This is a genomic window from Providencia sp. Me31A, assembly GCF_050487165.1.
In the GTDB taxonomy this organism is placed as follows: domain Bacteria; phylum Pseudomonadota; class Gammaproteobacteria; order Enterobacterales; family Enterobacteriaceae; genus Providencia.
Genome location: NZ_JBKQGZ010000010.1, coordinates 70,218 through 91,222 on the forward strand (window position 1 = coordinate 70,218; position 21,005 = coordinate 91,222).

Annotated in this window: 20 protein-coding genes; 17 read left to right on the plus strand and 3 right to left on the minus strand. The window is 39.0% G+C overall.

The window, feature by feature from the left end:
* Positions 1 to 481: 481 nt before the first annotated feature.
* A complete protein-coding gene (locus ACLPIE_RS09850) occupies positions 482 to 2,206 on the plus strand; it encodes a bifunctional ornithine lipid synthase OlsF (RefSeq protein WP_430261456.1) in 1,725 nt (574 codons plus the stop codon).
* Between the two features lie 301 nt (positions 2,207 to 2,507).
* Here the strand turns inward: ACLPIE_RS09850 and yghU are convergent, their stop codons facing one another.
* Positions 2,508 to 3,347: a glutathione-dependent disulfide-bond oxidoreductase gene (gene yghU / locus ACLPIE_RS09855; protein WP_430261457.1), complete on the minus strand. Its 840-nt coding sequence runs from the start codon at positions 3,345 to 3,347 to the stop codon at positions 2,508 to 2,510.
* 320 nt (positions 3,348 to 3,667) lie between these two features.
* Positions 3,668 to 5,185: a sulfatase family protein gene (locus ACLPIE_RS09860; RefSeq protein ID WP_430261458.1), complete on the minus strand. Its 1,518-nt coding sequence runs from the start codon at positions 5,183 to 5,185 to the stop codon at positions 3,668 to 3,670.
* A gap of 1,147 nt (positions 5,186 to 6,332) precedes the next feature.
* Here ACLPIE_RS09860 and ACLPIE_RS09865 point away from each other — a divergent pair.
* From ACLPIE_RS09865 to ACLPIE_RS09940, 16 genes are all read left to right on the plus strand, one after another.
* The gene (locus ACLPIE_RS09865) at positions 6,333 to 6,605 is read left to right on the plus strand and encodes a helix-turn-helix domain-containing protein (RefSeq protein WP_430261459.1); all 273 of its coding nucleotides are present in this window, start codon (positions 6,333 to 6,335) and stop codon (positions 6,603 to 6,605) included.
* 5 nt (positions 6,606 to 6,610) lie between these two features.
* Complete coding sequence (locus ACLPIE_RS09870) at positions 6,611 to 6,853, plus strand: helix-turn-helix domain-containing protein (protein WP_430261460.1); 243 nt, start codon at positions 6,611 to 6,613, stop codon at positions 6,851 to 6,853.
* 178 nt (positions 6,854 to 7,031) lie between these two features.
* The gene (locus tag ACLPIE_RS09875; RefSeq protein WP_430261461.1) at positions 7,032 to 7,565 is read left to right on the plus strand and encodes a fimbrial protein; all 534 of its coding nucleotides are present in this window, start codon (positions 7,032 to 7,034) and stop codon (positions 7,563 to 7,565) included.
* Between the two features lie 68 nt (positions 7,566 to 7,633).
* The gene (locus ACLPIE_RS09880; RefSeq protein ID WP_430261462.1) at positions 7,634 to 8,158 is read left to right on the plus strand and encodes a fimbrial protein; all 525 of its coding nucleotides are present in this window, start codon (positions 7,634 to 7,636) and stop codon (positions 8,156 to 8,158) included.
* A gap of 57 nt (positions 8,159 to 8,215) precedes the next feature.
* Complete coding sequence (locus tag ACLPIE_RS09885) at positions 8,216 to 10,903, plus strand: outer membrane usher protein (protein WP_430261463.1); 2,688 nt, start codon at positions 8,216 to 8,218, stop codon at positions 10,901 to 10,903.
* 74 nt (positions 10,904 to 10,977) lie between these two features.
* Positions 10,978 to 11,757, plus strand: coding sequence for a fimbria/pilus periplasmic chaperone (locus ACLPIE_RS09890; RefSeq protein WP_430261464.1), 780 nt, complete (start codon positions 10,978 to 10,980; stop codon positions 11,755 to 11,757).
* Between the two features lie 17 nt (positions 11,758 to 11,774).
* A complete protein-coding gene (locus tag ACLPIE_RS09895; protein ID WP_430261465.1) occupies positions 11,775 to 12,377 on the plus strand; it encodes a fimbrial protein in 603 nt (200 codons plus the stop codon).
* A gap of 60 nt (positions 12,378 to 12,437) precedes the next feature.
* Positions 12,438 to 12,923: a fimbrial protein gene (locus ACLPIE_RS09900; RefSeq protein ID WP_430261466.1), complete on the plus strand. Its 486-nt coding sequence runs from the start codon at positions 12,438 to 12,440 to the stop codon at positions 12,921 to 12,923.
* Between the two features lie 13 nt (positions 12,924 to 12,936).
* Entirely contained in the window at positions 12,937 to 13,443 is a 507-nt protein-coding gene (locus ACLPIE_RS09905; protein ID WP_430261467.1) for a fimbrial protein, read from the plus strand.
* Between the two features lie 7 nt (positions 13,444 to 13,450).
* Positions 13,451 to 13,948 (plus strand): fimbrial protein, encoded by a 498-nt coding sequence (locus tag ACLPIE_RS09910; protein WP_430261468.1) that lies wholly within the window; start codon positions 13,451 to 13,453, stop codon positions 13,946 to 13,948.
* 8 nt (positions 13,949 to 13,956) lie between these two features.
* Complete coding sequence (locus ACLPIE_RS09915; RefSeq protein ID WP_430261469.1) at positions 13,957 to 14,487, plus strand: fimbrial protein; 531 nt, start codon at positions 13,957 to 13,959, stop codon at positions 14,485 to 14,487.
* 44 nt (positions 14,488 to 14,531) lie between these two features.
* Complete coding sequence (locus ACLPIE_RS09920) at positions 14,532 to 15,413, plus strand: hypothetical protein (protein ID WP_430261470.1); 882 nt, start codon at positions 14,532 to 14,534, stop codon at positions 15,411 to 15,413.
* A 347-nt stretch (positions 15,414 to 15,760) separates the two neighbouring features.
* Positions 15,761 to 16,729, plus strand: coding sequence for a siderophore ABC transporter substrate-binding protein (locus ACLPIE_RS09925; protein WP_430261471.1), 969 nt, complete (start codon positions 15,761 to 15,763; stop codon positions 16,727 to 16,729).
* Positions 16,730 to 16,732: 3 nt separating this feature from the next.
* Entirely contained in the window at positions 16,733 to 17,695 is a 963-nt protein-coding gene (locus tag ACLPIE_RS09930) for an ABC transporter permease (RefSeq protein ID WP_430261472.1), read from the plus strand.
* On the plus strand, positions 17,682 to 18,665 hold the full coding sequence (locus ACLPIE_RS09935; protein ID WP_430261473.1) for an iron chelate uptake ABC transporter family permease subunit: 984 nt from the start codon (positions 17,682 to 17,684) through the stop codon (positions 18,663 to 18,665). The genes ACLPIE_RS09930 and ACLPIE_RS09935 overlap by 14 nt, the downstream gene beginning before the upstream one ends.
* Position 18,666: 1 nt before the next feature.
* Entirely contained in the window at positions 18,667 to 19,425 is a 759-nt protein-coding gene (locus ACLPIE_RS09940; protein WP_430261474.1) for an iron ABC transporter ATP-binding protein, read from the plus strand.
* 56 nt (positions 19,426 to 19,481) lie between these two features.
* On the opposite strand, the gene ACLPIE_RS09945 is transcribed toward ACLPIE_RS09940, so the two are convergent.
* Positions 19,482 to 20,942 carry a hypothetical protein gene (locus tag ACLPIE_RS09945; RefSeq protein WP_430261475.1) on the minus strand — a complete coding sequence of 487 codons (1,461 nt, stop codon included), beginning with the start codon at positions 20,940 to 20,942 and terminating at the stop codon, positions 19,482 to 19,484.
* Between the last annotated feature and the right edge of the window lie 63 nt (positions 20,943 to 21,005).

Consider the following 21,005-nt stretch of genomic DNA (forward strand, 5'->3'; position numbering starts at 1 on the left):
AATGATGACCATCGGTTTTAGCGATTGCTGAAATAAGATTTGTCTATCAATAAGGTGTAAATAAATAAAATATTAGTAAAAACTTGCTATGCTTATGAAGAATAAGGAATTAATTTTTATTATTGAAAGGTGTAATTATTAATGAGTCCTTTAATGATAAGTCGATTTTAATGGGGCTTATTTAATTTTAAAAATAAAACAAGTAGTTTTCATGGTGTGATATATATTTTTAAGAAAAATCTATATTTGTTGTAAATTAGATGCATATTACAAAAATAGATTAATTATAGATATCGACAAAATTTTAAAATAAATTCTACGTTATAAAATTAAGTTTTAGCCAAAATAATGATAATATAAGCGAAACTAACACTATCAGAATAATTATTTTTCATCACTTCATGGTTTTGCCATAAAAAAGACATGTTATTGCCATTATTCTGACTTAAGTTCCCCTATAACTAAGCTGGGAGGTAATATTATGTTTAGTGTCGATACCTTGCTCCACGATATTTATCCACAAAAACCGCTTTCTAAATGGAAGCGTATCTTATTGAAAAAATTACTTTTCGAAAAAGAATTCCAGCAATTTGCGATTAATTACCCTCATTTGAAAGGCTTTGATTTAATTGAACAAATAATTGAATATTTTAATGTTCGAGTTGAATTCGCGCAAAGAGACTTAGAAAATATTCCTAATCAAGGGCCTGTGGTATTAGTGGCAAACCACCCAATAGGTTCATTAGATGGTCTAGCGATATTACATGCAGTATCAACAGTTCGGCCTGACGTTAAAATCGTGGCGAACCAGTTTCTTAATTATATTGAGCCATTAAGTAGCTTATTTATTCCTGTTGATAATATAAATAATCGAACCAATCGCCAACAAGTTACCGCTATGCAGCAGCACTTGGACAACCAAGGGGCATTGATTGTTTTTCCTGCTGGTGAAGTTTCAAGGTTAGGCCGTAAAGGGATACTCGATAGCCATTGGCGTACCGGTTTTTTACGTTTAGCGGCAAAAGCGCGAGCAGTCATAGTGCCTATCCATGTTCAAGGGCGTAATAGCCATTTATTTTACCTGACCTCGCTAGTTTATCAGCCCTTATCAACATTGATGCTAGTGAGGGAGATGTTCAAGCAACAAGGAAATCAAATAAAGATTCGCATTGGTGGTCGTATTCCATTTACCCATTGGTACGATGGTCATACTAAGGCTCACGAATTAGCGGAACGTTTTCGTCGCCATGTCTATTTACTGGGTAAAGGAAAAAGCGGGCTATTTACCAGTGAGTCAGCTATTGCATTACCGGAGGATCGGCTAGAACTCAAAAAAGCGCTAGTTGATTGTGAGCGTTTAGGTACATCGCCAGATGGTAAGGTTATTTACCTTTATCAAAGAAACCAAGAGGCTAGTTCTCCTATTTTGCGTGAATTAGGCCGTTTACGTGAAATTGCGTTTCGAGCTGTCGGTGAAGGTTCAGGGAATCGCCGCGATTTAGATAGTTATGATGATTATTATTATCATTTAATTCTTTGGGATGAAGATGAACTGGATATTGTCGGTGCCTATCGGTTTATCCCTACAGAAAAACAACTGGAAAAAAAAGGGTTGGAGAGCATTTACAGCTATAGCTTGTTTCATTATGACCAAGAAATGTTACCCATTCTTAGCCAAGGAATTGAATTGGGACGCAGTTTTATTCAACCTAAATACTGGGGGAAACGAGGTTTAGATTATTTATGGTTGGGTATAGGGGCTTACTTAGCAAAATATCCACAGTATCGTTATTTATTCGGCCCAGTGTCTATTTCAGGGACAATGCCGTTAGCTGCGAGAGATCTATTAATTGCATTTTATCGGCTCTATTTTTCTGCGAAGCATGTTATGGCACAATCACGTCGGCCTTATCCTGCTTCGTTGCCACAAGTACTCGCTCAATTTGCGGGAGATAACTATCAAGAAGATTTCATTAAATTAAAAAGCTTACTCAATAATATCGGGTGTTCAATCCCGACACTGTATAAACAGTATACAGAACTATGTGAGCCCGGTGGTGTTCAATTTATAGACTTTGGTACTGACCCTGATTTTAATGATTGCATTGATGGCTTGGTATTAGTGGATTTAACGCAATTAAAGCCTACTCGTTATAAACGGTACGTTGGAGTGCATTTAGCTTCACAAGAAAAAAATACAAAATAGAAGGATGGGGGATTTAATCCTCTTTAGTATTCATTTTTAGAAAGTTTGATTGCTTTTAAGACCACCACGAGTTTTATAATGCGGGGTTCATTGTGTTTTTTTCAAGGGGCATTACCACGCCAGCAAATTTACTCTTAGCTGCGGGCTCGCTATAGATAATATCTTTGCTTAAATCGATCCCTGCATTAAAAAAAAGCGCTATTTCATCTTGTTATAGGGCGTTATCGTCGCTCAAAAACAAGGTGAGCGCTTACTAACTCACCTTGTGCCACGCTATAATTAAATGGCTTTAATATGGTTTCTAACGTATGTCACTTGCATCGTGGCGTTCGCGTACTTGCTGCATAGGGTCACCTTGAAGACGGTTGACTCGGCATCCGCGCTGTACGGCTGGACGAGCATAAACTTCATCAGCCCAACGGATGACATTTTTGTATTCGTGAACCGACAAAAACTCGGCGGCATCATATAACCCGCCTTTTACGAGAGCGCCGTACCACGGCCAAATGGCGATATCCGCGATACTGTAGTTATTACCTGAGATATATTTGTGAGTGGCTAAATGTTTGTCTAATACATCGAGCTGACGTTTAGTTTCCATTGCAAATCGATTTATTGGGTACTCATACTTTTCAGGGGCATAAGCGTAGAAATGCCCAAAACCACCTCCAATAAAAGGGGCTGATCCCATCTGCCAGAATAACCATGATAGTGTTTCAGCGCGCTCCGGCTGAGTGGTGGGTAGGAAAGCTGAAAATTTTTCAGCTAAGTAAGTCAAAATAGATCCTGACTCGAAAACTCGAATCGGATCTTTGCCACTTCTATCAACTAATGCAGGAATTTTTGAGTTAGGGTTGATTTCAACAAAACCTGAACTAAATTGGTCACCATCACCAATATTAATGAGCCAAGCATCGTACTCAGCCTCATGAATACCAAGTGCCAAAAGCTCCTCTAACATAATAGTTACTTTTTGGCCATTAGGTGTTCCCAAGGAGTATAGCTGTAGTGGGTGCTTACCTACAGGTAAGGTTTTTTCATGAGTTGCGCCGGAAACAGGACGATTAATATTGGCGAATTTCCCGCCATTACCTTGCTCCCATTGCCAAACTTTAGGTGGAACATAGGGTGTATCTGCCATGAATTATCTCCTTAACAGTTTCAATGAATATAAGTGGAGAGTTTATTGTTACTGTTGGTCGCATAAAACCTTTTTTTTAAAAATCATTAGATGTGATAACAATTATCTCTCATTTTCATTACCCATGGGATAATAGTAATCTGCGTAAACGTAATATGCTGGCTATTTTGACATAAAATGCACCCTTTAAATCAGACTAAAGCAGTCTAACATTTAGGGTGCAGTTGAAATATGTGGTGGGATTTTCCCATTTTAGAGTGATAGCTGATACCTTGCTTATATCGGTATCAGCCTATTTCACAACAGATAGCTCACCCTTATTACTGAGCATTAAAGTCAAATAAAGGTGGTGCATATTCACCTATACTTTCATTATATTTTTGGGCTTGAGCAAGTATATCAGCGACAATTTCAGGATGTTGGTCAACTAGGTTATTTAGTTCAAATTTATCATCAACTAAATTATAGAGCTCATACCCTGCATTTGCGACAGGTTTAGCGCCTGAACCTCTATTTTCATACCGCATGAGATAAAGTTTCCAATCACCAGCGCGAAATGCTTCAAATCGTCCTTCCATATAATAAGGATAAATTTCTCTCGGGCTGGGTTTCCCTTCAAGTAATGTTGAAGAAATATCTATGCCATCTAATGTTGCCGTTGGTAATTGAGAATGAGATAAATTTGCTACAGTAGGGAGAATATCAAGTGTGGAACCAATACCATCAATTACTTGTGGCTTAATTGTTCCTGGCCAATAGAAAATTGCTGGAACGCGAGAACCCCCTTCTAACGTTCTATTTTTTCCACCTGCTAACCCGCCAGTATCTCCCGCATGGCCTGCTTTAACAAAAGCGGGAACATCCCAAGGGCCATTATCTGAGGTAAAAATAATTAAAGTGTCTTGATCAAGACCACGTTTTTTAAGGTGATCAACAATTTCGCCAACTGACCAATCAATTTCTTGCATTACATCGCCATATAACGAATCTGTTTTTCCTGAGAATTCAGGGGAGACAAATAAAGGCACGTGAGTTTGCGTATAGGCCATATACATGAAGAAAGGGGTGTCTTGGTTTTTATCAATATAGTTTTTAGCTTGAGCTGTCAGATCTTTTGTGAATGTTGTTTGATTCATTATAGTGAATGAATCATCGTAAGTGCCATCACCTTTAGGTTGTGATGTTAAAACGCGATTTTGCCACATCTCTTCTTTAGGATGAACGATTGCATTATCACGAAATGCTATTATTTCGTTGAATCGATCCCAATCTTTTTTGGTGTAAGCGTCAACCATGCCACCCATGACTTTTTCATATTCAGGTGCCCAGTCCATATCGTTAGAATACAGTGGGCCATATGTATAATTAAAACCGTGGCGTGTCGGATAGTGTTCAGGGAAGTGCCCTAAGTGCCATTTCCCAAGTAAACTTGTTTGATAACCGTTATCGCGAAGCATTTCAGCAATAGTGACTTCGCTTTTAGGTAAGCCATTGGTATTTTTATGCATTAAAACACCAACTTTTGTTCCATACATACCATTACGGACGCCTAGTCGACCAGTCAATAAGCCTGCTCGAGACGGTGAACTGATTGGGGATGAGACGTAAAAATTAGTCCATTTCTGACCTTCTGCTGCCATCTTGTCAAGGTTTTTGGTTTCATACTTTCCACCAAACGCTTTAACATCTGCGTAGCCTGCATCGTCTAAGAACAAAATAATAACATTAGGCTTTTTTATCGGAGCCTTCTGTTGTATTTCCTGCGTGTCCCCAAATGTTGGTGTATTTAGCCCAAGCATAACGGCTAAGCTTAAGATCCCTGTCTTAAATTTATTCATTGCTAATTTCCTTCTATACAAAAGACAAAAAAAAACCTAGTTATTCCTCCAAAAAGGAGGGACAACTAGGTTTTGCCTACCCAAAGGTAGTAACAAGCCAGATTAAATAATGACAAGCGATTAGAATTAATTCAACATAAATAAATGAGGTTAGAGAGCTATTTCACAATATAATATTTCTCTAATAGTTAAATTGTGCAGAGGTTTATTGTTTTAATTATGTAACTAATATAAAAAAAAGATAATAATTGTCAGGATAATGTGAAATGTTAAATTCATGTGTTTTGTTTGTTGTTAAGTTGTTTGAGGGTTTATTCTTCTAAGTTTAGGTATCTAGCTATCAGTCGAATACAGCTTAAAACCATTTAGGTATCTTCGGGCTCTATTATTTTTTTCTTCTATATACATACTTCGACCGAAAACCACATATAAAGATTAATGACAACTGGGATTCGTTGCGGGTAAAACAAGCATATTGAGTACCCGAATGCACTTAGCTTTTCATCGGTTATGTTTTTGTTTTTTTATAATTTATTTGGATGATGTTTCTCTGCTTTCTAGGTATGACTGAATATCTCTTTTGAATATGGTATGCCATGTGGTTTTAATATTGATCATATTTTGCTCTGACTGCAATTAGATAAAACTAAATATATAAAATTCTGACTTGTATGTAATACTAAGAGATATTAAATAATGTATTTTAAAATAAGAATACACTGAAAAAGCACTTAATTTTCAAAGGCAGTTATTTTCCGTTTAAATAGTTATTTCCCGTTATTATGACTGAAAAACTTTTAATTTACATTCAATTGAAAGTTCTAATTGACTGTGTTTTTAAATATGACCGAGAATCACATAATATTATATCATCATTAGTCATCTAAATAGTCTGTTTGTTTGAGTTTTTAATCTAATCAAGATAATAACTCCGAATTGTACTCGTTTTAGGTGTTCTCTTTTGTTTCTGAGTGTAACTTATATTTTTCTATTATAATTAAAGTTCAATTAATTCATTAGGATAGTATATTACAAAGTGTAATTTAAATGTGAATTTAAATATTGGAAATAAATTTACGTATTTGACGTGTTTATTGGTTTGAAATAACATATTCGAAATTAATTACTGTGAATAATTAAAAATATTATGAATATTTCTGATGTTAATAAGATTGTAGGTAGCAATATAAAAGCTTGTCGTCTTAAGCAAGGTTTGAGTGGCGACCAGTTGGCAAGTTTAATGGGTTGCTCACAACAACATGTATCTAGAATAGAGCGAGGGGCTGTAAGATTAAGTATCGATAACTTATGTTTTATCGCTTTTATTCTTAATGTTAATGCACATGACTTAATCACAGATTTGGGATTTAAATTATCAACTGAAGAAACACTGGCAGATTATTATCATGTTTGGGATTAGTCGCAATGTTAAATACAAAATATGAATATTCAAACGAATTAAACTTCAAAGCAGGAAGAGAAATACGCAAGTTAAGAATGGAATACGGTTGGAGTGGTGGGGAATTAGCTGAGAAATTAGATATCAGTCAACAACAAGTCTCTCGTTATGAAAATGGAGTGAATAAAATAAATATTGAGTTACTAGTAAAGTTATCTTTTATTTTTCAGGTTCCTGTATGTCACTTTTTATATTTAGTTGAGAATTAATCAACTGGAGATGTTATCCGATAAAGTCAATTATTTTTCGGCTATTATTTATTATGATAGCTAAAAGTAATTAATTTTAATAAAAAACTATTGCCATAGTAAGTGTATATGGCAATTTTTATTCAATATTCACACTTAATAAAAAACCAACATTATTTACTGTAAGGAATATATAGATATGAAAATCAAGAATATTGCAATTGCAACAGCAATGACTATCGGCTTAATTTCAGCGGCTAACGCAGCAGACCAAGGCCACGGAAAAATTACATTTAAAGGCTCAATTATTGATGCCCCATGTTCAATTTCTCCAGATACTAAAGATGTTGTTGAATTAGGCCAAATCTCTAATATGGCATTAGTAAAAGGTGGTAAATCAACTCCACGTCCTTTCGAAATCCTGTTAGAAAACTGTGATGTAACTAAATTAACTAAAGGCGTACAGTTAACCTTTACCGGTGCTGCGGCTGCTTTTGATACATCTAACAAAACATTAGGTATCGTTGGTACAGGTGCTGGCGCTGGTGTTCAGATCACTAACGGTGCAAATGGTGTTGTAACCTTAGGTAAAGCAACTCCATTCCAACTGATCCAAGGTGGCAATAACACTATTCAGTTCTCTGCATACCTAATTGGTAACGGTGGTGAGCTGGATACTATCACAGTTGGTGAGTTCACTTCTGTTGCTGATTTCCAGTTGAATTACGAATAATAATGCCAATTCCACTGGTATGAAGTTTCTATTACCAGTGGATTTTGTTTTTGAGTGAGGGTGGAATATTGAAATTAATTAATTTCCTTTTCGGTAGCCTCGTTTTAATGAGTATAAGCAGTTTTAGCAATGCTAACACCGTTACTGTTGGTGGGAGTATTGTTGAAACCGCGTGCTCTATTGATTTTGGCAGCCGAGACCAGACAATTGACATGGGAAGTCTACCTCTGGCACAAATACAACGATATGGAGAAAGTCCGCCTCGTGACTTTACAGTTCGGTTAATTAATTGCTCAATTGAACGCCCCCATCTTAATAATACACCAAGACCAAACTGGCGGCATTTACGTATTACTTTTGATGGCTCGCATGAAAAGGATTTATTTAAGCTTTTTGGGCAGGCGAGAGGTGTTGGGTTAAGAATTAATGATGGTTTTTATAATATAGCATACCCCGGTGTTGCCATGCCACCACAAGGAATTGAACAGGGTACGAAAGATTTAAAGTTTCAGTTGCGTTTAATTCCTAATAAGGATGCATTTAGATCTGGTCTATATAATGCCCAAATCAGGTTTAAAATAGATTATGAATAAAATAAATAGAATTATTTAAAATTATATCAGGGATATTAAAGGTAGAGGTCTCCAATTATGGCCGGTAATAACGTTCACTTTTTAAAACCATTTAAAACAAAGTTTAAATTAATATTTTTACTTGTTGGTATATCTATTTCATTGAATGCATTTTCAGATGAAATAGAATTTAATAGCGACATGCTTGATGTGAGCGACCGTGCTAATATTAACTTAAAACAATTTGCTAAACCGGGCTATTTAATGCCGGGTGAGTATCGATTTACTATTCACGTTAATGAAAGCTCCCTCACTGATGAAGCGGTCTTTTATTATCCAGACCCTGAAAATAGTGATGACTCAACCGCTTGTATATCTCCTGAAGTTGTTAAGTTACTTGCCTTAAAACCAGATTACGTTAGTAAGCTTACATGGTGGCATGATAACCAATGCTTAGACTTAAATAGTGTTCCTGGCACAACTGTTCGGGCTGATTTACCTAAATCCGCTTTTTATATTAGTGTGCCACAAGCTTATCTTGAATATACCGCAGATAACTGGGACCCACCTTCTCGTTGGGAAGAAGGGATTAATGGCTTTTTGTTTGACTACAACATGAATACACAATTTAGCCAACAAACCCGTGCCTCTAACGATACTGCATTTAGCCTTAATGCGAATGGTGTCACTGGTTTTAATATGGGGGTTTGGCGTTTCCGTAGTGATTGGCAAGCCCGTGTTAATAAAACCCAAGGTCAAGATACTGAAAATAATTTTGAGTGGACCCGTTATTATGCCTACAGAGCGATAAAGTCACTTGGTGCGCAACTCGCGTTAGGTGAAAACTATTTTACGTCTGATATTTTTGACAGTTTTCGTTTTGCTGGGGCGAGCTTAGCGACGGATGACAGCATGTTGCCGCCAAACCTTCGTGGCTATGCCCCTGAAGTCACTGGTGTTGCACGAAGCAATGCAACGGTCATCATTAGCCAACAAGGTCATGTTATCTATCAAACTCAGGTTGCAGCCGGTCCGTTTCGTATTCAAGATTTGAATGATGCATTGTCAGGTGACCTTGATGTGACGGTGGAAGAGCAAGATGGTACCACGCAAAACTTCACGGTTTCGACGGCAAATATTCCGTATCTGACCCGTCCCGGACAAGTGCGCTATAAGGTGGCAGCAGGTCGACCAACGGATTATAAACACCATAGCAATGGTAAGCCTTTTGCAAGTGGTGAGTTCTCTTGGGGGATTGACAATGGGTGGTCGCTATTTGGCGGAAGCATCATGTCAGATAAGTATTTATCTGCAGCCTTGGGTATTGGTCGTGACTTGATGGTGTTTGGTGCGCTTTCCCTTGATGTGACTCATTCTAGAGCCAAATTAAATAATATGAATGATGGTAGCGATGATACATATCGAGGTAACTCATACCGCTTAAGTTATTCAAAACGTTTTGATGATTATAATAGCCAAGTCACTTTCGCAGGTTATCGCTTTTCTGAAAAGGGCTTTATGAGCATGTCTGAATTTTTGGATACGCTTAATAGCGGAGAGCGGAAATTTAACAGCAAAGAAATGTATACCGTTTCTTATAACCAGCAGTTCACTGATCTTGGTATTAGCGTCTTTTTAAACTATTACCATCAGTCTTATTGGGATCGAAAAGACAGTGACCGCTACAGTCTGTCATTGGCAAAATACTTTGATATTGGTCGCTTTAAGAATATCAGCTTGAATTTGACTGCATTTCGTAACCGAGCAAACGGCACGAATGATGATGGAGTCTATACCTCAGTCTCTGTACCGTGGGGTAATCAATCCAGTTTAAGCTTAAGCAATAACTGGAGCAAAGATAATACCACTAATCAGGCTAATTTCTATAGTCGGATAGATCAGGGCAGTAGCTACAGTCTGAATACGGGGTGGAGCCGTGATGGTAGCTCATTTGGTGGAACTTATAACTATGATGGTAGTTTAGCGGCGATTAACACTAATGCGACCTATCAGCACAACCGTTACCGGGCCGCTGCATTTGGTATTCAAGGTGGTATAACGGCAACAAGAGAAGGGGTTGCGTTGCACCGGGTTAACCAAATGGGGGGGACGCGTATGGTGGTGTCAACGGATGGCGTGCCGGATATCCCAGTGCAAGGTTTTGGGGCGTCAGTTTACAGTAACCCGCTTGGTTATGCTGTCATCGGTGATATTAATAGTTACTACCGTAACCAAGTCCGTATTGATGTCAATAAGTTACCGGATACCGCCGCAGTTAGCCAATCAATTAAACAAGGTACCTTGACTGAAGGTGCGATTGGTTACCGTAAATTTGATGTGGTTTCAGGAGCACAAGCGATGGCGGTTATTCGCTTAGCTGATAACCAAGTTCCACCGTTTGGTTCAGTCGTCATAAACGGTAGAAAGCAGCAAGTGGGTATTGTGGGTGATGACGGAAATGTCTACTTAACAGGATTAAGGCCCCATGATGTATTAGAGGTGTCTTGGAACGAGGGTGTTCAATGTCAAATTCGTTTACCGAGCGCTTTACCTGATGAATCAGTATTAATGTCAAAATGGTTACTACCATGTCCGGATAATATACAACAAGCCACGGATTCACCAAAACTCGCGGCTGATTCGCCAAAACTTTCGGTTGATTCGCCAAAACTTGCAGCGGCTTCGTCAATAGATCAGGCACAAACCGCCTCTGATGCGGTAGTTGAAGTTGCGCCAGTTAACCCTTCACGTTGGTTATTAAAGTAATGGATGACTATATCTACTGAGTAACTGCCGTATCAACTAATAATTTTATCTATAAAAGACATAAGAGATTCAAAATGAAAAAATTAACATTTAAGGCTGAAAAACAGCCATTTTCTCTGAGCAAATTACTCGCCCTACCAATCTTAGGCACAGTAATTTTAATGAGTATTTCATCAACACAAGCTGCTATTGCGTTAGACCGTACACGTGCAATCATTACCAGTGATGATAAATCTATTGCGCTGAATATTAGTAATGAGAATAAAAACCTACCTTATTTGGCACAGGCTTGGCTAGAAAATGGAAAGGGTGAAAAAATCAGCGACCCATTTACGGTACTCCCTCCGGTACAACGGGTTGAGCCAGGCACCGCGAGTCAAGTAAAAATTCAAGCATTACCCAGTGCCGCTAAGCTTCCTCAAGATAGGGAGTCGGTATTTTATTTCAGTTTGCGTGAAATTCCACCAAAAAGTGATAAACCCAATACGCTGCAATTAGCTTTACAAACGCGGATTAAACTGTTTTACCGTCCGGCTAGTATTGTTCCTAAAAATATCGGTGAAATATGGCAAGAGAAGCTGACATTAACCCAGCAAGGTGGCAAGTACATTGCGAATAACCCGACACCGTTTTTTATCACCATTGTTGATGCCGCGGCCAAAAAAGATGGGAACTCGATTGCCGGTTTTGAACCGGTCATGATCCCGCCAAAAAGTTCAATGCCTCTTGACCTTAGTGTGAGCGCGTTAGGTAATACGCCGGCCTTAACCTATATCAATGACTACGGTGGGCGCCCATCTTTGGTATTTAATTGCCAAGCAAGCCAATGCCAAGTAGTGCCAGAGAAAAATTAATCGTATAAGGATCTAACATGAAAACCACTGTTCCTCTGAATTTGACCATTGTTGGTATCATACTGTGCATGTTCAGTGTTTTCACGCATGCACAACAACTCGGTAAGGTCGACAACTGGACTGTCGATGGCGCAAATGGCCACATAGACGTTCGTGGCGCCCTCACCGAGAGTGCCTGCCGCTTAGAGATGGCTTCGGCTCATCAGACGATTGACCTAGGGACGACAGGGACTGGCCAATTAAGTACGATTGGCCAAAAGGGCTTAGCGATCCCCTTAACGATTAAATTAGAAGACTGCCTAATAAGTCAAAGTCGCCAACGTGACCAGCTTGCAAACCTAGTGTGGGAAAAAAATATTCCCACAATGCAAATTAAGTTTAGCGCGGCCACTGATTTACAAAACCCAGATTTAATTAAGGTGAATGGGGCAAAAGGTTTTGGTTTGGCATTGACGGATAAAAAAGGTTCATTGGTTTCTGTTGGTCGGGTTAATAACCCACAGCGGTTAACCCTCGGGCAAAACCAGCTGACTTACTATATTGCGCCAATGAGAACTTCCGCCAATTTATCTGCGGGTAGTTATCAGGCTCAGTTGCAATTTCAACTCAGCTACGACTAAAGGAGAATATAAATGAAGTTTTATGGAATAAAACCATTTTTTTTCTTCTTGGTTACGATTATGACTAGTATTTTATTGATACCAAGGGTGTTAGCGGATGATTTTGGTCCGAATGAACTTGAAAAAAATATCACTTTTACTCTAGAAGTAATAGGTAAGGCTGAATGTAGCATAACGAGTAGGGGGACTGACCTTGGTGATGTATATGAAGCGCAGATTGTTGATGGGGGAGAGTATAAAAAAACGCTAATTGACTATTCAATTTTTTGTTCACGACCGCCAAAGAATAATGCATTTAAAATGAAGCTGTCTTGGTCACGAGAGGCACAAATAAATGGTAAATCAGCACTTCTTACGAATACACCTAATTTGGGTTTGCTTGTTTATCATGACAATACGCTTTTAAAAAATAATGCGGTTATTGATTTCACCATTTTTAGCGGTCAGCCCAAATTGTATGTTATACCGACTAAACCTAATGGCGTAGCGTTACAACAGGCAGGGGCATTTAATGCAACACTGGTTATGTCACTGGATTACCAATAGGAGAGCAAAAGTTATGGCACTTTTAAAATACACTATTGGCTTGATGGTGAGTAGCGTGTTTGTTTCGCACAGTTATGCCGAGTCTATTAATCAAAATTTAACCATTAAAGGGAATTTAATCATTGCTCCGCCTGCGGAGTGTATTTTGAATTCAGGGTCTCAGCAGACTGTCAATTTTGGTGATGTGCTGCTACCGCGGTTGGATGGTGTGAATTATAAGCAAGTTGTTCCATTGAGGTTAAGCTGCACTAATTTGCCCAGCAATACACTCAAAATGAGCATTATTGGCGACCCAACAACATTTAATAGCAATGGCGGATTAAAAACCTCGAATAATAAACTTGGCATTGTTTTCTATGTGAATAATGAGAAGAAAACAATCAATACCCCAATCAGCTTTAGCTATACAAATGTACCTAAACTTGAGGCCGCCCCATTAAGAAACGTGGGGACGACTTATAGTAGTACTGATGGTGGTAAGTTTTCAGCCACAGCAACCCTAAAAGTTGATTACCAGTGAGGCAAAAATGAAACTTTCATCATTATTCTTTATCGTATTAACTTATATGCTGCTGCCATTTTCTGCCCAAGCGAACTGGCAGTTCACAGGCAACCTAATTATTCCACCAAGTTGCCAACTGGGAAAAACTGACCCAATCAGAGTGTCATTTGGGGAAATTGTGATTAGAAAAATCGATGGCAACGCCTTTCGTAAAAATGTGCCCTTTACTATTACGTGTGACAATAATACGAATTACCCGTGGGACGTTAAATTAACCTTTGGTGGCACGTTGGCGGGAACGGGTTTTGATAATGCAACACTTTCTACCCGCACGCCGAAAAATACGGGGAAATTCGGAATTCAAATTCAGGTTAATGGTAAACCACAACCGTTGAATCGGCCTTTTTCTATACGTATTAGCGCACCACCTGTGATTTCAGCGGTACCGGTTAAATTAAGCAACGCAAAATTAGTCGCTGATGATTTTACTGCTTCTGGAACACTGACAATCGATTTTCAATAGGATAAATGATGAAGCCGCTTAACACTATTTACTGTGCGACCTTTTTTTTATTGTTCGCCGTATCGACGCCAAGTGTCGCTATCAAAGTTGAGTTCGATGGCAAATTGATTGCAGATGCTTGTGATGTTTTTCCGGGTGATGAAAATGTTATCGTCGATTTTGGTACGGTCGTTAATAAATATCTCTACTCTTATGGTAGAACGAAAAGTATGCCTTTTCAAATTAGGTTAATTAATTGTGACCTCACCGTAGGAAAGGATATTACGCTAAAATTTACGGGGACTGAAAGCCCGATTCAAAAAGGGTTGCTTGCACCTGATTTGTCCAGTACTGCGAAAGGGATAGCGCTTGGCATAGAAAATAAACAAGGGGTGCTTATTCCTATCAATACAGGGAACTATAAACAGGACTTATCGGCTGGGAACACCACCTTAGAATTTCAAGCCTATGTGCAAGCGGACCCTAAAGTAATACCTAATAAATCGTTAGGATTAGGTGATTTTACTGCAACTACCACCTTTATGTTGGATTACAACTAATGCCTATCGATGATTTAGGCTAGCGATTGAATGAGAACTCTACTATGTCAAAAATAAAAAAAATGTTACTTTTTACTTTAGCGGGAGCCGCTTTTTGGATCAATGCATCTGCTGCGCTTGCTGCATCAAGCTGGGGAAGTCCATATCAAATAGTTAGATTTGGAACAGATGTGCGGTTGAATTTTTCTTGGGGGATTGATTTGAACGGTCCACCGGCAAATAATAGACTTACATGTAGTACTAGCCAATGTTGGTTTGGTCCGATTCCTAGAACAGGATTAGGCCCTTCGGGAAGTCAAGATTGTGATTCTGGTGGGTTCTGTCAAGGGGCGTCTGCTGGTATAGCCCAATCGATGATACAGGTGCCTAATAATATAACCTATGATGAAGCTTATAATTTATATGTAGCTGCAAAAAAGAAGACTTCTGATTCGATACAAGTTAGTGGCGGGGCTACAAATAGTATTTGGTTAACCCCTGCAACAAAATGGGGAGCCTTATGTGTTGGTTTTGCTGTACTCCCAGTGGGCCGAGGGGCTGTATCTACACTAGCTCAAAATTCAACCTGTGGTGTCATCACTCCAATGAATTTAACATGTACGACGACAGTCCCTAGCACTCTTGATTTTGGGCAAATTAATGTTGGAGAAAGCGCCACGAAAACTGCACAAGGTAGTGGTTCAGTAACGTGTGATAGATCGGCAACTATGCGCGTTGCTATTATTGGCGCACAACCTTCCATTGCAGGAAAACCTATACAAATTTCAATCAATGGTACTCAAGTAACTAATCAAGCGGGTCCAACGGGCACGGTCATAGGAAAAGGAAGCAATGTCAATCTAGATATTAAAGCGACAGTTAATGGCCCTTTTAACACGGCCGGAAGGTTTACATCATCAACAACGTTACTTTTTTCTTATAACTAACGGTTTATTAACCTAAACTGGCAACTTATTTTATCGCTTATCAATGATTAGCCTGGTGTTTGTATAAGAAATGATATTTATCTATATATTAAAGGCATAGCTTAATACCACGAAGCTATGCCTTTATTGTTGGTTTTGGGCTAACTTGAAACAACCTGAAAAAAGTATCGGCAATAGATGCTTAGGTACCTATATAAGAGATGGAATTGGTATTTTTGTGCGTTTAGACAAACTTTCAATGAATGCAAATGCAAACTAATATCATTAGCGCTTAATTGCGTGTAAGATAACCTCATCGCCAAATTATAGAATTTTATCATTAGTTATAGATGGATGGAGGAAATTAGATGTTTGCAAAATCATTAGTTTCAGGTATTGCTTTATTATCTGCGTTAATATTAGTGGGCTGTGATAACGCCAAAGACACAAAAGAAACAACGCAGGCAGCAGAGAAACAAACCATTACAATCGAACATGTTCAAGGCAAAACTGAAATTCCTCGTCATCCACAAAAAGTCATTGTGATGAACATGGAAACGCTGGACATTATGGATGCTCTGGGTGCGCCTGTTGCAGGTGTTCCTCAGACTAACGTTCATTTCCCTGATTTTTTGACAAAATATAGTGGCTCCGAATATATCAATGCAGGCACACTATTTGAACCTGCCTATGAAACACTGAGTAATGCGAAGCCAGATTTGATTTTAGGGGGAAGCCGTGCACGTGATGCATATGACAAACTGAGTGGCGTTGCACCGACTATTTCTTTAGACATTGATAACAAAAATTTTATTGGTAGCTTAACTGAGCGCACCAATGAGCTCGGTATGTTATTTGGTAAAGAAGATGAAGCTAAAAAACTGATTACAGATTTCAATACAAAAATTGAAGGCGTCAAATCAAAAGCACCAAATGCAGGCAAAGCCATGGTGATTTTGGTCAGCGGCGGTAAAATTTCCGCGTACGGCCCAGGTTCACGTTTTGGTTTCATTTTTGACGTGTTAGGTTTTGAACCTGCCTATGTTTTTGAAGAAAATACAGGGCGTCACGGTAATATCGTCAGCGCAGAATTATTGGTGAAATTAAACCCAGATTGGCTGTTTGTTATTGACCGTGATAGTGCGATTGGCAAAGCAGACGCACAGCCAGCCGCTGAAGTGTTAGATAACGCGCTTGTGAGAAAAACCGCAGCATGGGAAAAAGGTCAAATTACCTATCTTGACCCAACCGCAGTGTATATTTCTGGTGGTATCCAAACGTATTCTAAGTTAATGGACGATATCAATAACGCTTTAGAGAAGAGTCAAACAAAATAACCCATGAAAACGCTTTATCTTTTTTGTGGAATTATCGCGTTATTGGTTTTAGCGGTATTAAGCTTGTTTATAGGGGCGGGTGACGTGTCACCCGTTTCGCTTTTCACCGACCCTGAGATGCAAGACATCTTTTTTATTAGCCGAATTCCCCGAACCGTTTCCCTTATTTTAGCTGGCAGTGCGATGAGCGTTGCCGGGCTTATCATGCAGTTGTTAACCCAAAACCGTTTTGTCGAACCTTCTCTTGCAGGGACAACTCAGTCCGCGAGTCTTGGTTTGTTAGTGGTGATGGTGTTATTTCCTGCTGCCAGTATCATGACTAAAATGGTTGTTGCCAGTGGGTTTGCATTAATTGGCACAATGTTATTCATGGTGTTATTGCGTCGTGTCATTTTAAAATCTGCATTAATAGTTCCGCTAGTCGGGATCATGCTAGGTGCGGTAATTAGTGCTTTGACCATATTCACTGCGTACTATTTTGATTTATTACAATCACTTGGTGCATGGATGAGTGGCGATTTCTCCAGTATCATTCAAGGTCGCTATGAACTGCTTTGGTTAGTTGGCATCCTTACGCTAATTGCTTGCTGGATAGCAGACAGCTTTACCGTTGCAGGAATGGGACGGGAGTTTTCTATTAATGTTGGTTTGAATTACCGTAAAGTGATGACGATTGGCTTATCCATCATCGCATTAATTAGTGGTGTGGTCGTCGTCGTCGTTGGTGCATTACCTTTCCTTGGACTCATTATTCCAAACCTCGTTAGCCTAGTCATGGGAGATAACATCCGTAAAACAATCCCGTGGATTTGTATTGCAGGCGGTGGCTTGGTTTTATTATGTGACATTATTGGCCGCTTAATCCGCTATCCATTTGAAATACCAGCAAGTGTAATTTTAGGTGTGGTGGGTGCGGTGATTTTCTTATATTTATTGTTGAAGCAACAACGTTATGCAAAAAGTTAATTCATCAGTGGTGCTAACAAAAAAAGGGTTAACACCATTGCATAGAATATGGATATTACTGGCCTTGTCGCTATTATCCGTTATTCTTTATATGACCATAAACTTGGGTAGCAACCTAGCTTATATTTTACCACATCGAGGCTATATTGTTCTGACCATGATTGTGGTCGCGTTTGCTGCGGGAGTGTCAACGGTTCTTTTTCAAACCATTGCAAACAATAAAATCTTAACCCCCTCGATTATGGGGCTAGAAGCATTGTTTGTCTTATTACAAACTATCTTCATTTTTTATACCGATAGCTTTCCATCGTCTTGGCTTTTGAATATTGGTAAGTTTTTATTGGAATCAACATTACTCGTGTTGTTCTCTGTGGTGCTGTATCGCTGGTTATTTGTGTCTGTTAAAATGAATATCAACCTTGTATTGATGGTGGGTATCATTCTCGGCACCTTATTTCGTAGCGTAGCGACGCTACTGCAACGTTTAATGGACCCCAATGAGTTTTCGATATTGCAAAGCCGCATGTTTGCCACCTTCACCAAAGGTACCCCTGAGCTGATTCTTTTTACGTTACTCATCACGGTGGTGGTTGGAGTTCTGTTGTGGCGTATGCGCTATTGCTTTGATGTTATTGCATTAGGGCAGGCTAATGCGGTGAACCTAGGTATTAATTATCGCCAACAAGTGACTGTCATTTTATTACTGATTTCAATCTTAGTTGCTGTTTCTACAGCACTAGTTGGGCCTTTAACTTTCTTAGGGTTAATGGTGGCAAATCTGGCATATTTGGTGAGTGGCAGCAGCCAACATCGTTATTTGCTTCCGGTATCTTTCTTACTCGGGGTCATTGCACTCATTGGTGGGCAATTGATCCTTGAGTATGGTTTAAACATGGCTGGGACATTATCGGTAGTTATCGAGTTTGTTGGTGGTATTTTCTTTATTTATATGGTGTTAAGAAGGTTCTAGTATGATTGAAATTAGTCAGATATCGAAAAGTTATCAGGGTACTAAAGTCTTAGATGACGTCACGACAACCATTAAAAATAGCGGTATTACTTCAATCATCGGACCGAATGGCGCCGGAAAGTCCACGTTATTGTCGATTATTGGGCGCTTGTTGATGGCTGATGATGGCGGCTATGTCAAAGTAAATGAGTTAGATGTCTCGACAACACCAAGTGATAAACTGGCAAAATGTTTGTCAGTACTGCGCCAAGAAAATCAGTTTGCGAGCCGGCTAACCGTTGAAGAACTTGTTGGTTTTGGTCGCTATCCTTACACGAAAGGTCGTTTAAATATTGAAGATAAACAGAAAATTGATGAGTCGCTCTCTTTTCTTAATTTATCCGATTTACGCCATCGTTATTTGGATGAGCTATCTGGTGGGCAACGTCAACGCGCTTATGTGGCAATGGTATTATGCCAAGATACGGAATATGTTTTACTGGATGAGCCGCTAAATAATCTCGATATGAAGCATGCAGTGATTATGATGAAACTATTACGACGTGCGGCGGATGAGCTAGGGAAAACCATTATCTTAGTGATCCACGATATTAATTTTGCATCTGTTTATTCGGACTATATTGTTGCGCTAAGAGATGGTCGTTTGTCTTATCATGGAAAGCCTGAAGACATTATGAAATCCGATATTATTGAAGATATTTTTGATACACCTGTGGATATTAAGCGGGTGGATGACCAGTACATCGCACTGTATTATTAATATTGTTACGCCCCGTCGGTTGGCGGGGTATAAGTGCTGACGAATTAAAACGTTATTTACTGAATCTCAATATCTTCATCTGTCGTCAAAAGATCCAAAGACTGCAATACTTCTAAGCGTTTAATTCCATCTGCATTTACCACCAAACGCGCTAATTCATTGTAGGTTTTCTTGTTAATGGTGACGCGGCGGCATAGGTAAATGTGGTAAACCTTTTCCCCAATAATAGCGGGTTCATCATCATTCACGGTGAGTTCTTCATAGCTGATATCAATATATTTTAAGAAATCAGAAATATTAAAACGGGTGATATCCGCAATGGAGGATTGGTTTTTTTCAAAAACCGCATGGCGGTTATGTAGCAACACATCCTTTCGATAATATAAAATGTCCTCCATACGCTGCACATTAACTAAATTAACCCAATGAGATTGTTGGCGCATGTCACGGATATCTGGCGATAACATGGTTTCGTTGATAAACCGAAAGGATTCTTTACACACCCCTACAGGGGCTTTAACACCCTCGCGATAAATGCGTAGCTGTCTATCCGGTATCCATTTTTGGAATACTCGATAGAGTTGCTCTCTACCTATTTCTTTTAGCCTATCTTTAAAGATATAACCGATGACCATAGCTAAAAATAAGTTGGCGCTGAGTGCCCCGTATTTTCCCTGCCAAAGAAAGGCAATTAGGGTGGCGAAAATCATCGAAATGGCAGCCGCAACACCGTAAATAGAATGCAAGAGTAGCGGTAAACCACGTTTATGACGGACTTCTAAATAGAGGTAGCGATTAATATATTTTTTTAATAAGTTGCGTCGATATGTAACCAATTCTGCATCTGTTTCGTTACTGGGAAAACTGTCTGGGTAGTGCTTCTTCAAGTAGCGCATTTCTTGATACCAAAAATGGCGTACATCTTCACGCTGTGGCATTTGTTTATCAGCCAATAAATCACGTAAGTAATTCATGGTGTAATAGGTCATAAACTCATCGCAATAGGAAAATGCGTTTGAATGAATGACCTTTTCTATTCGAGTTGCGTGTGGTTGTAATGCTCGGTATGCCGTTAGACATTTTTCAATATCTGCCATCAATTTTGTTAAATATTCTACGGTTTGCCGTTGTGGGTTTTGGCTCACCATCTTGATATTGATACGCACAGTTCTTTTAAAGGTGAGCGCATAACGTTTTAGCTTATTTTCATATTCATCTAAAGATGGTGGGTTGAGTGGGTCACACTGTACCAACCAGTGCTGTAAATCGCTTAACTCCCCATGTTCTTCTGGTAAGGCAGATAATTTAACAGTCGGTGGGCTGAGTCGAATATAGTTTTTAAGGCTGCGCTGAAGGCTTGCGGGGGCATATAAATCTGGGTTAACTTGCAGTGAAGAAGGCAAAAAGAAGAAGGTTTCAACTTGATAGCGGATCTCTTTAGATTGGCGTGGAAATAAGACTTTTTGTTTGATTTCAAATTGTCTTTTACCGTGGATCTTCAGAGATTCTTTAATCATATCTTGCCTTTAATATTGTCATATTTTGATTTTAACTTCTGCCATAGATAATGGCAGCATAGC

What these genes read in the sequence shown, in the direction of transcription:
- ACLPIE_RS09850 (WP_430261456.1), top strand. Translation starts at nt 482, where the DNA reads ATGTTTAGTGTCGATACCTTGCTCCACGATATTTATCCACAAAAACCG.
- yghU (WP_430261457.1), bottom strand. Translation starts at nt 3,347, where the DNA reads ATGGCAGATACACCCTATGTTCCACCTAAAGTTTGGCAATGGGAGCAA.
- ACLPIE_RS09860 (WP_430261458.1), bottom strand. Translation starts at nt 5,185, where the DNA reads ATGAATAAATTTAAGACAGGGATCTTAAGCTTAGCCGTTATGCTTGGG.
- ACLPIE_RS09865 (WP_430261459.1), top strand. Translation starts at nt 6,333, where the DNA reads ATGAATATTTCTGATGTTAATAAGATTGTAGGTAGCAATATAAAAGCT.
- ACLPIE_RS09870 (WP_430261460.1), top strand. Translation starts at nt 6,611, where the DNA reads ATGTTAAATACAAAATATGAATATTCAAACGAATTAAACTTCAAAGCA.
- ACLPIE_RS09875 (WP_430261461.1), top strand. Translation starts at nt 7,032, where the DNA reads ATGAAAATCAAGAATATTGCAATTGCAACAGCAATGACTATCGGCTTA.
- ACLPIE_RS09885 (WP_430261463.1), top strand. Translation starts at nt 8,216, where the DNA reads ATGGCCGGTAATAACGTTCACTTTTTAAAACCATTTAAAACAAAGTTT.
- ACLPIE_RS09890 (WP_430261464.1), top strand. Translation starts at nt 10,978, where the DNA reads ATGAAAAAATTAACATTTAAGGCTGAAAAACAGCCATTTTCTCTGAGC.
- ACLPIE_RS09895 (WP_430261465.1), top strand. Translation starts at nt 11,775, where the DNA reads ATGAAAACCACTGTTCCTCTGAATTTGACCATTGTTGGTATCATACTG.
- ACLPIE_RS09900 (WP_430261466.1), top strand. Translation starts at nt 12,438, where the DNA reads ATGACTAGTATTTTATTGATACCAAGGGTGTTAGCGGATGATTTTGGT.
- ACLPIE_RS09905 (WP_430261467.1), top strand. Translation starts at nt 12,937, where the DNA reads ATGGCACTTTTAAAATACACTATTGGCTTGATGGTGAGTAGCGTGTTT.
- ACLPIE_RS09910 (WP_430261468.1), top strand. Translation starts at nt 13,451, where the DNA reads ATGAAACTTTCATCATTATTCTTTATCGTATTAACTTATATGCTGCTG.
- ACLPIE_RS09915 (WP_430261469.1), top strand. Translation starts at nt 13,957, where the DNA reads ATGAAGCCGCTTAACACTATTTACTGTGCGACCTTTTTTTTATTGTTC.
- ACLPIE_RS09920 (WP_430261470.1), top strand. Translation starts at nt 14,532, where the DNA reads ATGTCAAAAATAAAAAAAATGTTACTTTTTACTTTAGCGGGAGCCGCT.
- ACLPIE_RS09925 (WP_430261471.1), top strand. Translation starts at nt 15,761, where the DNA reads ATGTTTGCAAAATCATTAGTTTCAGGTATTGCTTTATTATCTGCGTTA.
- ACLPIE_RS09930 (WP_430261472.1), top strand. Translation starts at nt 16,733, where the DNA reads ATGAAAACGCTTTATCTTTTTTGTGGAATTATCGCGTTATTGGTTTTA.
- ACLPIE_RS09935 (WP_430261473.1), top strand. Translation starts at nt 17,682, where the DNA reads ATGCAAAAAGTTAATTCATCAGTGGTGCTAACAAAAAAAGGGTTAACA.
- ACLPIE_RS09940 (WP_430261474.1), top strand. Translation starts at nt 18,667, where the DNA reads ATGATTGAAATTAGTCAGATATCGAAAAGTTATCAGGGTACTAAAGTC.
- ACLPIE_RS09945 (WP_430261475.1), bottom strand. Translation starts at nt 20,942, where the DNA reads ATGATTAAAGAATCTCTGAAGATCCACGGTAAAAGACAATTTGAAATC.